The sequence below is a fragment of the Flavobacterium sp. genome (genome assembly GCF_052437795.1).
Lineage (GTDB): Bacteria > Bacteroidota > Bacteroidia > Flavobacteriales > Flavobacteriaceae > Flavobacterium.
Window position 1 is genome coordinate 361524 of sequence record NZ_JBQVPA010000002.1, and the last position, 18818, is coordinate 380341.

Genomic DNA, 18818 nt, shown 5'->3' on the forward strand with positions numbered 1-18818 from the left:
CTAAAATGGCATTACGTCCGTATCTACTTCACTATCTTCAGCCGTTGCAACGGTTTGTTGATTTGCCGTTGCGAAAAGGTCGCTTTCACTTACTTCAGCAGCTGTTACCGCATTGCCGGTAGTGTTGATGTAATAGTGTTCAAGGATTTGCCGTGTACCGTTGTGGTCATTCCTGGCCCTCTTAATAGTTTTGTCGCTGCCTAACAATTCGGCGGGGTTTAGCTGCCACCCGTTGAACTTGCAGAAAGCATCAAGGGCTACCTTTTGCTTGTTAGCGGTCATGGTCTTGCCGCCAACGAAGTTTTTATAGTCGTTCTGTACATCACTACGGGCGATGTATGTATTGAGCTTATCTTCGCCAAAATATCCTTTGGCCCATTCGTAAAAGTTATCTCCCATCAGCTGCATCAGGTTGCGTAGCTTGACATTGCCATCCGGTGCGGCGATCTTTTCAGTACAGCTCATGTAGAACTTCAGGGCCTGTAAGCAGAAATTGTAAAAAAGGTTATAATCTTCTCTTGTAAATTCTTCCCTGAACATCTTCTTACCGCCAAAATCATCTGTTATTTGGCGGGTTTCCTTGTACTCGTCTGTTTTTTCGTGGTAGTAATCGCTGTATACCATGATCAGGAGGCGGCGAAGTGTTGACGGGTCAAGGTTGGCCGGTACGAAATTGGTCGTAATCACAAGCTTTGGCGAACGGTCAAATGGTAACTCGAACTGCTTGCCATGCTTAGGGTTGATGCGCATATTGCCGGTGATCATCGAAAAGTAAAAACCGAAATTTGTAGAATAATGCGCATCATCCAGGAATATCGTGTCGGTATCTTCGTCTACGCCATCATATATAAACTGGTTATCCTGTAGCTTATAATTACGGCCTTCAAGGTAAAAGCTGTTCTTAAAATGCTCCTGGACCTTGCCTACTCCAAACGATTTACCACTACCGCCATGGCTCTCCGAGCTTACCTCGGGAAGCTTGTTATCCATCACGTACAAACACCATGGCTTTGCATCATCTTTATAGGAATGCAGCAGGTAGCCGATACAAAATATTTTATTGATCAGGTGAAGTTTTTGCTCGTACTTTTCCTCATCGCTTAGATGGCTACCTGCAATATTAAAGCGGTTGGCATCGTGATACTCTTGTTTTACCTTGTCAGATTTTCCCTCAAACGGCTTTTCCAACTCATTGCGCCAGTGGATACGGGATGCGTTGATCAGATAGTTTAGGAACATATTGTTTTTCTCTAAAACCTCAATATCCCAGTTACCGGCAGCATCTTTAGAAATATTGAACTGCGGGTCCGTGACCTTTATGTTGTGCTGCTTAACTTTAGTACTCCATATATAATTCCTGATCTTGCCGGGACTAACCTCTTCTATTTTTTCGGCCGTTACTTTGATCACCTTATTATTGAAAAAGAATAGCTGGTCCTTTTGCGTTGCAATGGTAAAGTCAATGTCCTTTATCGGCAGTGAAAGCAGGTTCTTTTCGCTAAGGAACTGGCTACCGATAACCATGTTGAGCACGTCGAGCGTTATTTGGTTCTCCTTTAGCCATTCGATAACAAAGCCTTTGATCTCTGGGGCAGTAACCTCCCGGACAACGTTGCCATCGATCTTGATAAAAATATAATTGACAGCGCCTTTTTGTTGGTTCTTGTGCTTCAACTGATACACATTGAAACCCTGATGCTCTAAAAAGTAGATCAGGGAAACGTAGTTATATTTCCAGCTTGATGTTTTTTTGTTCCAACGCCACCAACGGAACTCCAACGCCTGGTTAACGAGTTTATCAAAAGCAGTTTTAGCCTTGTCAACGCCGAGATGTTTGTACAGGCCTATCCAGTCGCGGAAGTCCTTTTTATCATTTTCCTTTAGTTTTGCGGGGAGCCACACGGTTTTCATTTCCAAATGCTCGAGACCAAGCTTAACACCTTGCTTAACGCCGGTAGTGTCGAGGTCGGGCACGTTGTATATGTTCTTGCATATTTCGCTAAGCTTACGGTATTCTGCATACTCGATCTGTTCTGACTCGCTGTTGAACCAAATGACATCCTTGCCAAGCGATGCCAGGTTAAGTCCGTCAGAGCCGCCCGATGCAATGTATACATCCTTCAGCAGCAGTTCGTCCAGTTCATCCTGCATGGCTTTTTTGCCTTTGCTCTCGCTATCTTCAGGATAGGATCTGATCTGATCTCGCAATTGAGTGATACGGTCAAAATTTACCTTATCGAAAAGGCGTTGCCATCCGTAAATGTGGCGTTGCGGCTTCTTTCCAAGGAAGCGGAACCGGTATTGCTTATCGTTGAGCGGCTCGTATATTTTTACAAATCCATCCCCAACGAAAGCAAATATTGGGTAATCATCCGTAGCAACGACAATATTGAGTTGCTTTATCTCTGTGGGGTTCCCCTTATCATCTTTTTTATAGCTAACGGTTTCGTATCGCATTACGCTTTCAAACCCATACTCCCCGCAAGTATACGGTGTAAGGAATGGGGCGAAAATTTCGGTTCTTACCGGCACATCGTGGTAATCAATATCGTAATGGTCAATGTCCAGTTCGGTAGCCTTATATTCGCGGACAGGCTTGAACTGCGCCATTGTTTTAGGCTCAAGGCCGTACTTTTGGTACAGGAACTTCATGGCCTCCAAAAAGGTCAGGTTCTCTTCCTGCATGCAAAGGTTGATGGCGTTGAGCGCCTTGCCGCCGCCATGGTCCTTTACATAATAAATATCATTCTCTTTGTATAGCGAGGTGGAGGGTGATCTTTCGTCACGGATCTTAAAGTGCTTATTCCTGTCCTCAAAGCCTACCGATTGCGGGTACACCTCATGGATATAGTCAAGCCCTCCGTTGATCCTGGCGAATAATATTTCTTTATCGTATTTATGCATTAGATAATGGCTGTGTGGTTTTGCACTTCAATGTCTCTTACATCCTGCATGGTGCGGCTTTCCCTTGCAATGATGTTGTCAATGGTACCGATCATGGCATCATAAAGTGTGGTAAGTTGTTTTTTGTCTCCTACCGTTAACCCATCAGCAAGCTGCAACACATCTTTATGGCGTTGCAACGCTTTGCGGTAGTCCGGCAGGGAGGCTATGTCGGTAATGGCGTGCATTACTGTTGGCTTTGGAGTTGAAGCCTTGCAATGGTTTTTTCCAGCGCGGCAATTCGGGGTTTCAAGGCTTCCTCATGTATTTCGGCAATTGAAGTACACTTGATAGGAATTTGACATAGATAGATACTGAATGGCTCAACCCTAAATAAAGTCGAATCCTTTTGAATTTGATAAATAATCTCTTCTTGGAATTCACCTCTGTTCTTTACAAAATAATTGCACAGGCCGTCAAACATGTGTTTTTTTGCTAAATACAGATCCATACCCATCGCACTTTTGATAGTGAGGGCTTCCTGATAATCTGCCAGGCACCTAAGCAGGGCATCTAAAATTGTATCCGTTGCAATGGTTGGGATCATGGCTATCGTTTTTTTAGAATTTTACTCCTTTTCACTTTCAGAGCCTTAATCTCTTTTTGCTTGATAGCGATGAAGTCGATAATATGTGGCTCGACAATGTCGTGCGGCCGGCCACCAACAATGTTCTGAATGCTGGATGCGGAGAAAGGCTCTCCCTTTTCGTTCAGCACTCCATTTTCGGTTAGGTAGGCGATTATCTTTTTGGAATAATGCGCGCCACACAGAGCAATTATCTTCTTTTTAATGGTTGCAGTTATCATGTTACGTTATATTAAAAAAGTCAATTACATCGAAGCGCCTTGTAAAGCTTTGGAAAGTTGGCAGGTCAGAAGCTTTTACAGTGCCTAAAAATTCAATAATGATTTCAGGGAAAATATTAGCCCCACAAGCTAAATGGACACCTCCGGGGATATACTGCATGAGAACTTCCAGACATCCCACTCCGGGAGCATCTTCTATGTAGATAAGTTCTGTGTTAGTATTGCAGCATTGTTGCAGGAGTTCATGGGTTACAGCATTGCAATTGCCATCAACCCAAACAACATTGTCTTTATGGTAGTCCAAAACCATTTCCATAGAAGCACGGCTTTTGCCACTTTCAGCAGGACCTATAATGATTGTTCCTTTCATATTTAAATTAGATTTTGTCATAACTGCCGCAAATTTTCAGCCGTTGCTTGAACATGGCTTCTTCAAATACATAAAGGATCAGCGGGGAATACAAGTGACCTTCCATTAACAGATGAAGCTCTACCTGGAACAATTCCTCGCGGGTAATGCACTGACGTATGATACTGCGGATTTCATGAGCGTTATACATGCCAAAACGATTTTAAAAGTTTCACAACAATATTTGTAACACTACTTTTCGTGTTAATGATCGTGGCACAATGATTGAATTATCTTACTTGTAAATAGTTAAGATTTCGCAATTATTGATAATCAATGCCTTGTAATTTTTAGGCGTTGCAACGGTTCTTTGCGATTTAGACAAAAATGATATGTACCAAAAAATTAACTTTCGTTTAACACACACATTTTGCATCTTTGCTGTTGGTTTTTTGTGCAGTTTTTGTGTGCGTTGTGTGCGTTTTTCTAAAACAAATATACAAAGTAGTTTGTATGTTGCAAATATATTTGTGTAAAAATGAATGATATTTTTAATAGATTATTACAAGTAATTGAATATAAGGGTTTTAAATCTGTAAATGAATTTGCAATTTCGGGTTTAAACTACAATTCAGCTGAAAAATTAAATCGATTAAAGAAAGAAAACACCAAACCAGGCTTTGAAATTCTTTATGACATCACAAATAAGTTTGCAGATATTAACCTGAATTGGTTTGTAAGTGGCGAGGGTGAAATGATATTACCATTTAAAGGTGTTCAAGAACCGGGGTTGAAATACACCGTTAGTAATGCAAGTGAAATTGTACAGGTAAAGAATGAAATGATTGATTTACTCAAGCAAGAAAATAAGGAATTACGTACCGATAAGGAATTTTTACGAGATTTGGTTAAATCAAAAATTATAACACCATGAAAAAAATAATCGTTGCAATTGCATTATTGTTCAGTATCACACTTTCAGCACAGAGTAAAACAGATTTAATAAAAAGAGGGGAAAGCGTGCTTTGGTCGGTAGACCGCGATGTTAAAAAAGGTAGGTCGGCCACTGAAGATTTAGCGTATGCTATTCAAAAACTGGAAGGCATAAAACCCATCTTTAAAATTTCAGGAGAGGATGAAAAAAAATTTACTGACCTTTTTAAATCACAATATCCGGCCTTCGCTGAAAAAGTAAAGAAATACGATGATACCCGGACCCTGCAATCGAAACTGGACCTGATAAAGCTGTTGGTAGATAATGAAGAGTCTTTTAGGGACATGCTCACAAAAGATCAGCTGGTGTCGTACATCGATTACGCTAACGAACACTACAGAGGTAATGGCATCACCTATTTGTATTTACACGAGAATTTCCTTTCGCAAAAGCAGCTGGAGTCCTTCAAAAAGGAATTACAATAATTGTATTGTTTATACTTTTTTTATAAACATATATATAAATATAAACAAAAGAATAAACAGTAAAAACGTTGGAAATACTCGCATTTCGCCTGATGTTTACAATGTTTATACTTTAATATGAAAAAATATAACCTTAGGGGTTTGGGGAAGCCGCAAAACGGGACAAGCTAAAGACACGCTACCCGGGGGCGTTGAGAAATAAGGTGAAAGCTCACTGGCCGGTGCTGTAGGCATTAGCTAATCGCAAATGCCTACAGCACCGGCCAGTGAGCTTTCGGGTTTTATATTTATCCCGCTAATTGCGGGATAAAGCCAAAAAGGGCGGCCAATAGAAAAGGATGTCCTGTGTCAAAATTGAGACAAAACAAGTAATAATAATGTTCTTTGGAGCTGTGAAAGGAAAAATACAATTTGGGCTGAAGTGCAGGTGAAATAGATTACTTTTTGTCAATTAACAAAGTGAAAAACCCATTGCTGACGGCAAGCTAAATGTAGCAAATTAACTGGATGATAGTCCTGTTCCCGCTACTAAGCAACCCTTTCAGAAATGAGAGGGTTTTTTGTTTTGTATAAATGTTACCCGATAATTTCCTCCTGTGCCGCCAAAACCCAACATTTACAATCTATTTACAAAGTTTACATTTTAATTTACGATTCAAATTCTTCATTCACAGAATATCATGTTAGATTCGCTGGATCAATTTAAAAAATGAAACAGATGAAAAAAAACATTTATGTCCTGGTCTTACCGCTGGTTGTGGTAGTCGGACTGGTATTTGCCAATCGTGAAAGTAAGCATGAAACCAAACCATCTCAAAAGTCGGTTGCTGTTGTCCAGAAGGAAGCCGACCCGGATGCCAGGAAAAAGTGGGAGGCTTCTCCTGATGGTATAAAGTATAAAGCGTGGGAAGAATCTCCCGAAGGTAAAAAAGTGCATGCCAGCCATGATAAGATAAGGAAACAGATCGATGCTTTCAGCGCTATGGAGGCCGTGGTGACCTCCGTTACTTTTAAGCGGGAAGGTTCAAGGTCAGGGCCAAAATGGCTTATCGTCAGCATTGATGGCGAAGAGTACATGATGCAATTCGTTCCTGAGGAGTGGCGGCAATTAAGCAGCCTGAAAGTCAACGACAAAATAATTGTAAAAAGCCACAGCGCGGGCTATTCGAATAATCATCCCTATTTGATTGTATCGGGCGACTACATTGAGAAAGCCGGCAAAGTTCTTTTTAAGCGTGATCTTAGTAAAAATAAAGGTTGTTAATGATCTATATACAAACAGAAGAGCTATTCAGGACTGACTGAAGAGAACTCCATTTAAGCAGAGAAAAAATGTCTTGTTCCTGGTGAGAAGCGACGCTAAAGGTCCGAAATAAGGGGCTTTATATAATCCTTAACCTATTATTTACAACCACCTATTGCCTCTTCACATAATTTCCCTACTTTTGCACCCGCTTACTAAAACGCAATTACAGAGGAATTTATGAACATGAACAAGATTGTTGAGTACCGAAAGCTGCTCGACGTTACCAAAACAGCCACGCTTAAGGAACTTAAAACCATTTACAGGAACAGCATGAAAGACTGCCATCCTGATACGCTCCCTACCGAAGAGGAAAGGAACGCCGCAGAAGAAAAGAGCAAGGCCATCATTGAGGCATACCACTTTTTGGTAAGCATTGCCCCGGAAACTTCGGAGAAGAACAAGGAGGAATATACGAAGACTACTTCGGCATCTCCCATAACCGAGTTTTACTTCGAGAAGCAGGCGCTCTATATCAATTTCCTTGATGGCAGCAGCTATGAGTATTTTGGAGTGCCAAGGAACGTGTATGTGAAAATGGTGAACGCTGAGTCGCCCGCACGTTTTGCCCGCAGGCATATTTACGGCACCTACCTATACCGCAGCGCACAGAAAATAGTTGCCAACGCAGAGTAATTATATTCTGATATATAGTAAAAGCTTTCCGTAAGGAAGGCTTTTTTATTTCTATCCTGTTATAGTTAGCCTAAATTATGATACGATCCCGTAGGATTTTAATAAATTTGGGTAAAACAGATAACCATGGAAGCAAAGAAAACACTGGTAATGGGCGCCTCAACAAATCCCGGCCGGTACTCCTATAAAGCGATAAAAATGCTGCAGCGTTACGGACATCCGGTCGTAGCAGTGGGTAGAAAAGAAGAAGACCTGGATGGACTGAAAATAGAGAAGGAGCAGGTGATGTTTGACGGTGTAGATACTGTTACGCTCTACCTGAACCCTATGAACCAAAGGCAGTACTATGACTACATTGTAAGTCTGGCGCCCGGGCGTGTCATCTTCAATCCCGGAACGGAAAATCCTGAATTATTTGAGTTGCTGAAGAAGAACGGTATTGAGATCGAGGTAGCCTGTACGCTGGTTATGCTCTCGATAGATCGATATTAACAGCCTTTTTGCTGATGCATAGCAGCAGCAAAAAGGTGATCAGGCCATTGACGATGATCAGCTCGTTGTCAAAAACATAACCCCCAAGCAGCTCTCCAGAATAAGTGTGCAGCACGAATGTGAGGGCAGGGGAGGCAATGCATATCAAAGGGACGATCTTGTCTTTTACGATGTGGTTTTTCATGAAAAGCCCAAAGGAATAAAGCCCCAGCAAAGGCCCGTAAGTATATCCCGCAATGCGGAAGATCATGCTCACGACCGATTTATCGTTCAGTGAATTGAAAATTAAGATCACAAGGAACATCAGCAATGAAAAAGTGATGTGAACTTTATGGCGGGTCTTTACATTATTCGTTTTGGCCAAATTCTCAGCCTTATCCATTCCCAAAAAGTCAACACAGAATGAGGTGGTCAGGGCAGTAAGCGCTGAGTCGGTCGTGGCGAAAGTAGCGGCCGTTAATCCTAAAAGGAAAATGATGGAAGGTATGAGTGCCAGGTGATGGAAAGCGATCTCGGCAAATAGCAGGTCGGTACGGGGCTTGCCTCCCTCCAGAGGTACATCGATGCCGTTCTTTGCGGCGTAAATGTACAGCAATGCGCCTACCCCAAGGAAAAAGATATTAATGATCACGAATATCCCCGTGAAAGTGAACATATTTTTTTGGGCTTCGCCAATATTCTTGCAGCTCAGGTTCTTCTGCATCAGGTCCTGGTCCAGGCCTACCATGGCAAGTGTCACGAAGATGCCGCCAAGTATCTGCTTTGCAAAATGGAATTTACTCCCTATGAAGTCTTCGAAGAAAAATACTTTGGAATAGCTGCTTTGCTCTACCGCGGTGATCGCTTCACCCAAACTCATGTCCAGGCTATCGCAAATGAAGTAAATAGTAAAGAATACTGATGATACCAGGAAGAATGTTTGAAGTGTATCGGTTATGATGATGGTCTTGAGCCCGCCTTTATAAGTATAGGCGAAGATCAGCAGTAATGACAGCAGTACCGTTACCCAGAACGGAACCCCAAAAGCATTGAACACATAGCGCTGCAATACGATCACCACAAGATACAAGCGGAACGCCGACCCGATAGTCCGGCTGATAAGGAATATCATGGCCGAAGTCTTATAGCTGTAGTAGCCCAGCCTGCCTTCGATGTAGCTGTAGATGGAGGTGAGGTTCAGCCTGTAGTATAAAGGCAGCAATACTTTGGCGATCAGTATGAAGCCTATGGCATTACCCAGTATGAACTGGAAATACTTGAACTGCTCGCCATTGGGCGAGCCTACCTCTCCCGGTACCGATATAAACGTTACGCCAGATAACGCCGTGCCTATCATCCCGAAAGCTACCAGGTACCACTTAGAGTTCTTGTTGGCTTTGAAGAAGGTATCGTTGCTGCTATCTTTGCGGCTTACGATCCTCGAAATGAGGATAAGTAGCCCAAAGTAAACAACGATAATAGAAAGTATGGTTATCGGCTGCATTGCGTTTTTGTTTGTTCTACAAAACAACTAAAAATATTTTGAATAATGCACGAATGCTAAAATTGTATCGGGAATGATCAATGTTTCGGGGGTTTGCTACCTTTGCATTATGATGGAAATGTCTTCAAAATTACTGGAAAGGGCTGTTACAGAGATCTCGCAGCTGCCGGGCATTGGCAAGCGTACGGCGCTAAGGCTGGCATTGCACCTGCTTAAACAGCCGGAGGAGCAAACACAGGAACTGGCCGCTGCACTGCGAAAAATGAGGGAGGAGATACAGTTTTGCAGGCAGTGCCACAATATATCGGACATTGAGATATGCGCGATATGTGCTAATGGTTCGCGCGATAAGTCCATCATTTGTGTGGTAGAAGATGTGCGCGATGTGATGGCTATCGAGAATACCGGCCTCTTTAAAGGCAATTACCATGTGCTGGGCGGCAAGATCTCGCCTATAGACGGTGTTGGCCCGGGCCAGCTTACCATTACGTCGCTTGTTGAAAAAGTGAAGCAGGGCGGGGTGAAAGAACTTATTTTTGCGCTCAGCTCTACCATGGAAGGCGATACGACCAATTTTTACATTTACAGGCAGATCAAAGGGCTTGGTGTAGTAACTTCCTCCATCGCGCGCGGAATAGGTGTGGGCGATGAGCTCGAATTTGCCGATGAAATTACTTTAGGGCGTAGCATCATGCACAGGATACCGTTTGAAAATACATTAAAGGGCCTATGATTTCTGACTTATTAATTAAATTTTAAATAATATGATCGTTATGTAATTGTTTAGTCAAAATCGTTCGTTTTCAGTAGTTATGTGTTCCTAAATTTTGAACCTATCTTCCTTTAAATAAATGGGTTGATTTAGTGCCAACTGTATGGTAATGTGTGGGAATTCTTCCTAATTATGTAAACCTAAGGTTATATTATTGAATTAATAAAAAAAAGCCCGTAACTGAAAATAAAATAATCGAATGTTAAGAATTAAGGTTTATATTTGCATTCCAAATCAGCGCTAAAACCAACCATTAATGCATTCAGTTCTTATTACAGGCGGTGCGGGATTTATCGGTTCAAACTTATGCGACCATTTTATAAGTAAAGGCTATAAAGTAACCTGCCTTGATAATTTTGCCACCGGCCACAGAAAAAATATTGCACATCATCTTGATAATCCCAACTTTACCCTTATAGAGGGCGATATCAGGAATTTTGCCGATTGCCAACAAGCAGTAATATCGGTAAATTATGTGCTTCATCAGGCGGCTCTTGGCTCCGTGCCCCGCTCAATTAAAGATCCTTTTACCAGTAACGATGTCAATGTTAGTGGTTTTCTTAATATGCTGATCGCTTCCAGGGATGCAGGTGTAAAACGCTTTGTTTACGCTGCAAGTTCCTCAACCTATGGCGACTCAGAGTCACTTCCTAAGGTAGAAGAAAATATAGGCAAACCGTTGTCTCCCTACGCCATTACAAAATACGTGAATGAGTTGTATGCGGGGATATTCAGTAAAACATACGGTATTGAGACCATTGGCCTCCGTTATTTCAATGTTTTTGGCAGAAGGCAGGACCCGGATGGTGCCTATGCTGCGGTAATACCTAAGTTCGTAATGCAGTTCATGAAGCATGAAAGTCCGGTTATTAATGGCGATGGCAACTATTCCAGGGATTTTACCTACATAGATAATGTAGTACTGATGAACGAGCTTGCCATGCTTGCGGAAAGCCCTGATGCTGTGAATACGGTTTACAATACTGCCTATGGTGACAGGAATACCCTAAATGACCTTATAGGCTATTTGAAAAAATACCTCTCTGAATATGACCCCGAAATAGCTAACGTTGACGTGGTTTACGGGCCTAACAGGGCCGGAGATATACCTCACTCGCTGGCAAGTATCGATAAAGCAAAGAGCATGCTGGGTTATGATCCGAAATTTTCACTTCAACAGGGGCTCAAAGAAGCTGTTGGGTGGTACTGGGAAAATCTTAAACATACAGATATAGCAAAATAATATATGAAAATAGCAGTAATTGGATTAGGATATGTAGGACTGCCTTTAGCCAGGCTGTTCGCTACAAAATATTCGGTAATTGGTTTTGATATAAACCAGGCACGTGTTAATGAGCTTAATTCGGGTAAGGACAGTACCCTTGAGGTGGAAGATGACCTTCTGCGGTCAGTACTTGTCGGAGGCCCGTCTGAAGGACAGGGTTTGTATTGTTCAACAAGTATGGATGATATTAAAGATTGTAACTATTATGTGGTTACTGTCCCTACCCCGGTAGACAAGAACAACAGGCCGGATCTTACACCACTTTACAAATCCAGTGAAACTGTAGCTAAAGTACTGAAAAAAGGCGATATAGTTATCTATGAATCTACCGTTTATCCCGGTGTTACAGAAGATGAGTGTGTGCCGGTACTTGAGCGCGTGAGCGGCCTTAAATTCAATGAAGACTTTTTTGCAGGCTATTCTCCCGAGAGGATCAACCCGGGCGATAAAGAGCATACTGTAGAAAAAATACTTAAGGTAACTGCCGGGTCTACTCCTGAAGTAGGCGTAAAGGTTAATGATCTTTATAAGTCGGTTATCAAGGCAGGCACCCACCTGGCGCCTACCATTAAGGTTGCCGAAGCTGCAAAAGTGATAGAGAATTCGCAAAGGGACATCAATATCGCATTCGTGAATGAGCTTGCCAAAATATTCAACTGCATGGGTATCGATACACACGATGTCCTTGAGGCTGCGGGCACAAAATGGAATTTCCTTCCGTTCAAACCGGGTCTTGTTGGTGGTCACTGTATAGGTGTTGACCCATACTACCTGGCACAGAAAGCACAGGAGGTTGGGTACCACCCGGAAATTATCCTTGCAGGAAGAAGGCTTAACGACAGCATGGGCGAATATGTAGCCTCACAGGTGGTTAAGCTAATGATCAAAAGGAACATCACTATCAACAACTCAAACTTGCTTATGCTGGGTGTTACCTTTAAGGAAAACTGCCCTGATGTTCGTAATACAAAGATCGTAGATGTTATCAAGGCACTTAAGGACTATGGCATCAATATCACAATATTCGATCCATGGGCTACTCCTTCTGAGGTGCAGCACGAGTACGGCCTGGAAACAGTGACCGAATTGCCGAATGATAAATTTGACGCCATAGTGCTGGGCGTTGCGCATAACGAGTTTAAAGAAATGGACTTTTCAGCGATCCGCACCTCTAACAGCATCGTTTATGATGTGAAAGGCATACTTGGTGCAAAAGCAGACGGGAAGCTGTAATTTTGAACCATCGAATAAAACTGATATAATGAAAATAACAAATATTTGCTGCATTGGCGCAGGATATGTAGGTGGTCCCACGATGGCTGTTATCGCGCACAAATGCCCTCACATTAAGGTAACTATCGTAGACCTTAATGCCGAGAGGATCGCGGCGTGGAATGATGAGGATATCGATAACCTGCCTGTATATGAGCCGGGCCTTGGCGAGATCGTTCAGTCGGCCAGGGGAAGGAACCTTTTCTTTTCGACAGATGTTGAAAAAGCCATTGATGAGGCACAAATGATATTTATCTCGGTAAATACGCCGACCAAAACCTACGGACTTGGTAAGGGCAAGGCTGCAGATCTGAAATATATCGAGCTTTGCGCGAGGCAGATCGCCTCTGTAGCCAAAGACAATAAGATAGTTGTAGAAAAATCGACATTGCCTGTGCGTACAGCCGAGGCTGTGCGAAGCATACTGGATAATACAGGGAATGGCGTAAAGTTCCAGATACTTTCCAACCCTGAATTTTTGGCAGAAGGTACTGCCGTGACCGACCTTCTTGAGCCGGACAGGGTACTGATAGGTGGCGATACCGATGCCGAAGGGCAGGAGGCTATCAATGCGCTTGTAGAAGTATATGCTAACTGGATCCCAAAAGAGCGCATACTTACTACTAACGTATGGTCATCGGAATTGTCTAAGCTTACTGCTAATGCCTTCCTTGCTCAAAGGGTATCATCTATCAATGCGATGTCAGAACTTTGCGAGAAGACAGGCGCAGATGTAAATGAAGTAGCAAGGGCCATTGGGATGGACAGCCGTATAGGTCCTAAGTTCCTTAAAGCATCTGTTGGTTTTGGAGGTTCCTGCTTCCAAAAAGACATACTTAACCTTGTGTACATAGCCAAATCATATGGCCTTCATGAGGTTGCTGATTACTGGGAACAGGTGATCATTATGAACGACCACCAAAAGAGGCGTTTCGCGGCTAATGTAGTTAAGACGCTTTACAACACTGTTTCCGGCAAAAAGATCGCGTTCCTTGGCTGGGCTTTCAAGAAAGACACAAATGATACAAGGGAGTCGGCAGCTATTTATGTGGCAGATGACCTGTTGAACGAGCAGGCGAACATCGCGGTCTTTGATCCTAAAGTAGAAAAGGAAGCAATATATAAAGACCTTGATTACCTTGCCACCAGGACATCTGAGCAAAACAAGGCAGGGGTTAAGACTTTTGAAGATGCGTATGAAGCATGTAATGGTGCACACGCCATTGCTGTAATGACTGAATGGGATGAATTCAAAGGGTATGACTGGCAAAAAATATATGACAACATGAAGAAGCCTGCTTTTGTATTTGACGGCAGGAACGTTCTTGATGGAGACAAGCTAAGGGAGATCGGATTTATCTTCAGTGGGGTAGGGAGCACCTATTAATACTCCTGCTGACGGCCGGATACTGCCATTATCGGAATGATCACATAACTTGCTTTTTCTAAGGGTAAGTTTTACATAACATAAAGCTATAGTCTGAATATATGAAAATACTAGTAACAGGAGCAGCCGGCTTTATAGGCTATCATTTGTGTGAAAGGCTTTTAGCTATGGATCATGAGGTGGTTGGCCTTGATAACATCAATGACTATTATGATGTTAACCTGAAGCTTGGCAGGCTCGCACAGCTTGGAATAGAAGCAGTGGCAGAAAATGCTGCTTTAAGCAACAGCAGCTCCCATACGAATTTCAGCTTTGTAAAAATGGGACTGGAGGACAGGGAAAATCTGCCTCAGCTATTTGAAGGCCAAAAGTTCGATATCGTTTGCAACCTTGCCGCCCAGGCGGGGGTGCGTTACAGCATCGAAAACCCATTTGCTTACGTAGAGAGCAACATTTCAGGATTTATGAATATACTGGAATGCTGCCGCCACCATAACGTGAAAAACCTTGTGTATGCGAGCAGCTCGAGCGTATATGGCTTAAATGACAAGATACCATTCTCTACGACCGATAATGTAGACTTACCGATAAGCCTGTATGCGGCGACCAAAAAGAGCAACGAGCTTATGGCGCATACATACAGCCACCTTTTTGGCATTAAAACCACGGGCCTTCGCTTTTTTACGGTGTACGGACCCTGGGGAAGGCCGGATATGGCCATGTTCCTGTTCACCGATGCCATCCTGAACGATAAGCCTATCAAGGTATTTAACGAGGGGAAGCTTTCAAGGGACTTTACTTATATTGATGATATTGTGGAAGGTATCGTGGCAACACTTTTTAGTACCGACCCAACTTTATATAAAGTGTATAACATAGGTAACAGCAAGCCGGTAGAGCTGTTGAGCTTTATTTCTGAAATAGAGAAGTCTACAGGTAAAGAGGCTAAAAAAGACTACCTGCCGATGCAGCCCGGAGATGTAGAAAGGACCTGGGCTGATGTTGATGACCTGAAAAATGACCTTGGCTATAGCCCTGATACGGATATAAGTGTTGGCGTTAAAAGGTTCGTGGATTGGTACAAGATGTACTACAAGATAGATTAGATAATAAACAGCATATCGTGTTATGAATAAGGATACTAAAATATATATAGCAGGCCACAAAGGAATGGTGGGTAGTGCTGTATGGCGTGCTTTTGAAAAAGAAGGCTATCACAACATTATAGGCTTTGGGAGCAGGGAGCTTGACCTTAGGGACCAGGCAGCAGTAAAAAATATGCTGATCAGTGAAAAACCGGGGATGGTTATTGACGCTGCTGCCAAAGTGGGCGGAATTATGGCCAATAATACGTATCCGTACCAGTTCCTTATGGATAATATGCTGATCCAGAATAACCTTATCGAGGCTTCATTACATGTTGATCTTGATAAGTTCATATTTTTAGGAAGCTCATGCATCTATCCTAAACTGGCACCGCAGCCGCTTAAGGAGGATTATCTTCTTACCGGGCCGCTGGAGCCTACTAATGAATGGTATGCCATAGCAAAAATATCGGGTGTTAAGCTTTGCGAAGCTATTCGCAAGCAGTTTGGCAAGGACTATGTGAGCCTTATGCCTACTAACCTGTACGGACCTTTTGATAATTTTGACCTGCAAACCTCGCATGTACTGCCAGCCATGATACGCAAGTTCCATGACGCTGCGGCTAATGGCAACGCTCCTGTAACCCTTTGGGGCAGCGGAACACCAATGCGTGAGTTCCTACATGTAGATGACATGGCCAAAGCAGTTGTTTTTGCCGCAGAGAATAAGTTGCCTGAGCACCTGTATAATGTAGGTACGGGTGAAGACCTTACCATAAAAGAACTGGCAACGACCATACAGTCGGCAACTGGCCACACGGGAGAAATAATATGGGACAGCTCTAAGCCTGATGGCACCCCTCGCAAGCTAATGGATATTTCTAAAATGCATGGCCTGGGCTGGAAGCACCAAATATCACTTGAAAAAGGAATAAAGGGTACCTATGACTGGTTCCTGGAAAATAGCAATTCGTATAAAGAAGTAAAGATTTAATATTATGAAAACAGCATTAATTACAGGAATAACCGGGCAGGACGGAGCATATCTTGCAGAACTGCTACTGGAAAAAGGTTATATGGTCCATGGCGTTAAAAGGAGGTCGTCATTGTTTAATACTGACCGTATTGACCACCTGTACCAGGATCCGCATGAAAAAGACAGGAACCTGAAGCTGCACTACGGTGACATGACCGACTCGATGAACCTTACGCGCATCATCCAGGAAACGCAGCCTGACGAAATATATAACCTTGCGGCGATGAGCCACGTAAAAGTGAGCTTTGATACCCCTGAGTATACTGCAAATGCCGATGGTATCGGTACGTTAAGGATACTTGAGGCGGTAAGGCTGCTTGGCCTTGAAAAGAAAACACGTATTTACCAGGCGAGTACGTCTGAACTATATGGCCTTGTACAAGCGGTACCACAATCGGAAACTACACCTTTTTATCCAAGGTCACCGTATGCAGTAGCTAAAATGTACGGTTACTGGATCACAGTAAATTACCGTGAGGCATATGATATGTATGCGTGTAACGGTATACTTTTTAACCACGAGTCTCCGCTTAGGGGCGAAACTTTTGTAACCCGTAAAATTACACGTGCCGTTGCCAGGATAGGCCTTGGTATGGAGCAAAAGCTTTACATGGGTAATATCGATGCCCGCAGGGACTGGGGCCACGCGAAGGACTATGTTGAAGCGATGTGGAGGATACTACAGCAGGATACTGCCGAGGATTATGTTATCGCCACCGGTATTACGACTACAGTGCGTGACTTCATCACGATGGCATTTGCCGAGATAGGGTTCAAAATGAGGTTTGAAGGCGAAGGCGTTGACGAAAAAGGTATACTTGAAGCTATCGACGCCGATGTTTACGGTGCTGTTATAGCAGAATGTGCAGAAAGCGTGAACACACCTGAAATAGGAAGTGTGCTTGTATCGATCGACCCGGCTTACTTCAGGCCTACAGAGGTTGACCTGCTTATTGGCGACCCGACCAAATCGAAAACAAAACTTGGCTGGACACCTAAGTACGACCTGCCGATGCTTGTTCAGGAAATGGTAGCTGCCGATGTAACATTGTTCAAAAAAGATATTCACCTGTTAAATGCCGGTCACAAAGTATTAAGGCAGGCAGAGTAATAGTTACATGAGCATAGCAAAGCAATTTTTAAAGGATTCGACTATTTACAGCCTCCAGCCCATATTGGTACAGGCGCTTACATTCGTTCTCCTTCCAATTTATACAAACTATCTTTCTCCGGCAGAGTATGGTAACATGCAATATGTTATCATGATAGCTTCTTTTTTTAAGACTGTTGTCGGGCTGGGCCTTGGTAGTTCGTTCTGGAAGTATACAACAAAGTCGAGTGAGTATGGCGAGAAGGATGTTGTAAAGGCATTCGTGCTGTTACAGGTGTACCTGTCGGCGTCGCTCTTCCTGCTGTATGTACTGATTGACATGGCGTTTGTAAATAGTCTGCTCTTTTATTGCATTGTTATCGCACTTGGTACCGAGATCGTGTCGGTACATTATAAAACCGGGCAGGTACTTTACCGGGCCAAGTTCCAGACAAAAAAGTACATAGCGACCACCTTTATATATTCGGCATTGTATCTATCGCTCAATGCCATATTTATCATTGTGTTCAAAATGGGGCTCATAGGAGTTTTTTATGCATTGCTCATCACTAATGTTGTATTGAGCATTATAACTTTTGTACAGTTCAGGGATATTTTTACAGGAGGTGTTTTCAAAAAAGTACTGGCAAAAGAAATGGTGCACTATGGGGTTCCCATGATGATCGGCAACCTGGTTTTCATGTTCCTCAACCTATCCGACCGCTTTTTATTGAAGACGCTTGTTGATGATGAGGCTCTCGGATATTTTTCTTATGGGTCAAAGTTTGGGAACCTCCTTAATGTATTTGTGGTTACACCATTTTTCATGGCTTGGAACCCGCTGCGCTGGCAAATTTATGAAAGGCCGGACGGTAAGGAGATTTTTGCAAAGTTCAACAATTACCTTATGGTGCTAACACCGATATTTGGAGGGCTTTTTTGTGCGGCAGTGCCATTGGCCATGGAAATATTGACAGTGAACAGTGAATACCTGAACGGCATCAAGATCGTTTCGTTCATTACGTTCGCACAGGTATTCTATTGTTTTTATTATTTCAACTCGATGGGGCTCATGTTCGAGAACAGGACAAAATACCAGTCGGTTATCATTGCGGCTGCGGCGATCGTAAGCATTGGCGTTAACTGCATCATGCTTCCGTTATACGGATTTTATGGAGCGGGACTGGCCTCGTTGCTATCGTACTTTTTCCTTTACATCGTTACGGCCATATACTCGCAAAAGGTATATTCAATTAAAAGGAACTATGTATTCGAAGGGATACAGATAATGTTTTGCTTTGCCCTTGCAGGTGCCTTTTTCCTTGGAGAGAACTATAGCCACCTGTATGCGTCATTATTCGTGCTGGGAGCTATCGTGATATTTACAGGCATCAATTATGTACTTGGGTTTTTTAATCCAAAGGAGATGCTGCAAATGATCAAAAAATTAAAAAAATAA

Annotated in this window: 20 protein-coding genes; 13 read left to right on the forward strand and 7 right to left on the reverse strand. The window is 42.9% G+C overall.

All coding sequences use genetic code 11. The features are described 5' to 3' along the window. From ACT6R0_RS08405 to ACT6R0_RS08430, 6 genes are read right to left on the reverse strand one after another with little or no spacing between them, the layout of a single operon-like run. The gene (locus ACT6R0_RS08405; RefSeq protein ID WP_444652706.1) at positions 1-2904 is read right to left on the reverse strand and encodes a hypothetical protein; all 2904 of its coding nucleotides are present in this window, start codon (positions 2902-2904) and stop codon (positions 1-3) included. Next, positions 2904-3131, reverse strand: a complete 228-nt coding sequence (locus tag ACT6R0_RS08410; RefSeq protein WP_444652704.1) for a hypothetical protein — start codon at positions 3129-3131, stop codon at positions 2904-2906. The genes ACT6R0_RS08405 and ACT6R0_RS08410 overlap by 1 nt, the downstream gene beginning before the upstream one ends. After that, positions 3131-3490: a hypothetical protein gene (locus ACT6R0_RS08415; protein ID WP_444652703.1), complete on the reverse strand. Its 360-nt coding sequence runs from the start codon at positions 3488-3490 to the stop codon at positions 3131-3133. Before ACT6R0_RS08415 ends, ACT6R0_RS08410 begins: the two co-directional genes overlap by 1 nt. 2 nt (positions 3491-3492) lie before the next feature. Beyond that, positions 3493-3750, reverse strand: a complete 258-nt coding sequence (locus ACT6R0_RS08420; RefSeq protein WP_444652701.1) for a hypothetical protein — start codon at positions 3748-3750, stop codon at positions 3493-3495. A gap of 1 nt (position 3751) precedes the next feature. Beyond that, entirely contained in the window at positions 3752-4120 is a 369-nt protein-coding gene (locus ACT6R0_RS08425) for a hypothetical protein (RefSeq protein WP_444652700.1), read from the reverse strand. A gap of 7 nt (positions 4121-4127) precedes the next feature. After that, positions 4128-4310 carry a hypothetical protein gene (locus ACT6R0_RS08430; protein ID WP_444652699.1) on the reverse strand — a complete coding sequence of 61 codons (183 nt, stop codon included), beginning with the start codon at positions 4308-4310 and terminating at the stop codon, positions 4128-4130. A 327-nt stretch (positions 4311-4637) separates the two neighbouring features. Between ACT6R0_RS08430 and ACT6R0_RS08435 the strand changes: the two genes are divergently transcribed. The 5 genes from ACT6R0_RS08435 to ACT6R0_RS08455 all read left to right on the forward strand — a co-directional run bounded on the left by ACT6R0_RS08435 (position 4638) and on the right by ACT6R0_RS08455 (position 7949). After that, positions 4638-5033, forward strand: a complete 396-nt coding sequence (locus ACT6R0_RS08435) for a hypothetical protein (RefSeq protein ID WP_444652698.1) — start codon at positions 4638-4640, stop codon at positions 5031-5033. After that, complete coding sequence (locus ACT6R0_RS08440; RefSeq protein ID WP_444652696.1) at positions 5030-5518, forward strand: hypothetical protein; 489 nt, start codon at positions 5030-5032, stop codon at positions 5516-5518. The genes ACT6R0_RS08435 and ACT6R0_RS08440 overlap by 4 nt, the downstream gene beginning before the upstream one ends. Before the next feature lie 718 nt (positions 5519-6236). Further along, a complete protein-coding gene (locus ACT6R0_RS08445; protein ID WP_444652695.1) occupies positions 6237-6782 on the forward strand; it encodes a hypothetical protein in 546 nt (181 codons plus the stop codon). 225 nt (positions 6783-7007) lie between these two features. Next, a complete protein-coding gene (locus ACT6R0_RS08450) occupies positions 7008-7457 on the forward strand; it encodes a KTSC domain-containing protein (protein WP_444652694.1) in 450 nt (149 codons plus the stop codon). A 126-nt stretch (positions 7458-7583) separates the two neighbouring features. Then, complete coding sequence (locus ACT6R0_RS08455) at positions 7584-7949, forward strand: CoA-binding protein (RefSeq protein ID WP_444652693.1); 366 nt, start codon at positions 7584-7586, stop codon at positions 7947-7949. On the opposite strand, the gene ACT6R0_RS08460 is transcribed toward ACT6R0_RS08455, so the two are convergent. After that, entirely contained in the window at positions 7924-9432 is a 1509-nt protein-coding gene (locus ACT6R0_RS08460; protein WP_444652691.1) for a sodium:solute symporter, read from the reverse strand. The two genes, ACT6R0_RS08455 and ACT6R0_RS08460, sit on opposite strands and share 26 nt — an antisense overlap. A 112-nt stretch (positions 9433-9544) precedes the next feature. Between ACT6R0_RS08460 and recR the strand changes: the two genes are divergently transcribed. From recR to ACT6R0_RS08500, 8 genes are all read left to right on the forward strand, one after another. Next, positions 9545-10165, forward strand: coding sequence for a recombination mediator RecR (gene recR / locus ACT6R0_RS08465; RefSeq protein ID WP_444653181.1), 621 nt, complete (start codon positions 9545-9547; stop codon positions 10163-10165). A gap of 295 nt (positions 10166-10460) precedes the next feature. Next, positions 10461-11447, forward strand: coding sequence for an SDR family oxidoreductase (locus ACT6R0_RS08470; RefSeq protein WP_444652690.1), 987 nt, complete (start codon positions 10461-10463; stop codon positions 11445-11447). A 3-nt stretch (positions 11448-11450) separates the two neighbouring features. Further along, positions 11451-12722 (forward strand): nucleotide sugar dehydrogenase, encoded by a 1272-nt coding sequence (locus tag ACT6R0_RS08475; protein WP_444652689.1) that lies wholly within the window; start codon positions 11451-11453, stop codon positions 12720-12722. A 28-nt stretch (positions 12723-12750) separates the two neighbouring features. Further along, on the forward strand, positions 12751-14148 hold the full coding sequence (locus ACT6R0_RS08480) for a UDP-glucose 6-dehydrogenase (protein WP_444652687.1): 1398 nt from the start codon (positions 12751-12753) through the stop codon (positions 14146-14148). A 101-nt stretch (positions 14149-14249) separates the two neighbouring features. Then, positions 14250-15254 carry an NAD-dependent epimerase gene (locus tag ACT6R0_RS08485; protein ID WP_444652686.1) on the forward strand — a complete coding sequence of 335 codons (1005 nt, stop codon included), beginning with the start codon at positions 14250-14252 and terminating at the stop codon, positions 15252-15254. A 22-nt stretch (positions 15255-15276) separates the two neighbouring features. Then, positions 15277-16227 (forward strand): GDP-L-fucose synthase family protein, encoded by a 951-nt coding sequence (locus ACT6R0_RS08490; protein WP_444652684.1) that lies wholly within the window; start codon positions 15277-15279, stop codon positions 16225-16227. Position 16228: 1 nt separating this feature from the next. After that, positions 16229-17380: a GDP-mannose 4,6-dehydratase gene (gene gmd / locus ACT6R0_RS08495; protein ID WP_444653179.1), complete on the forward strand. Its 1152-nt coding sequence runs from the start codon at positions 16229-16231 to the stop codon at positions 17378-17380. A 7-nt stretch (positions 17381-17387) separates the two neighbouring features. Next, complete coding sequence (locus ACT6R0_RS08500) at positions 17388-18818, forward strand: oligosaccharide flippase family protein (RefSeq protein ID WP_444652682.1); 1431 nt, start codon at positions 17388-17390, stop codon at positions 18816-18818.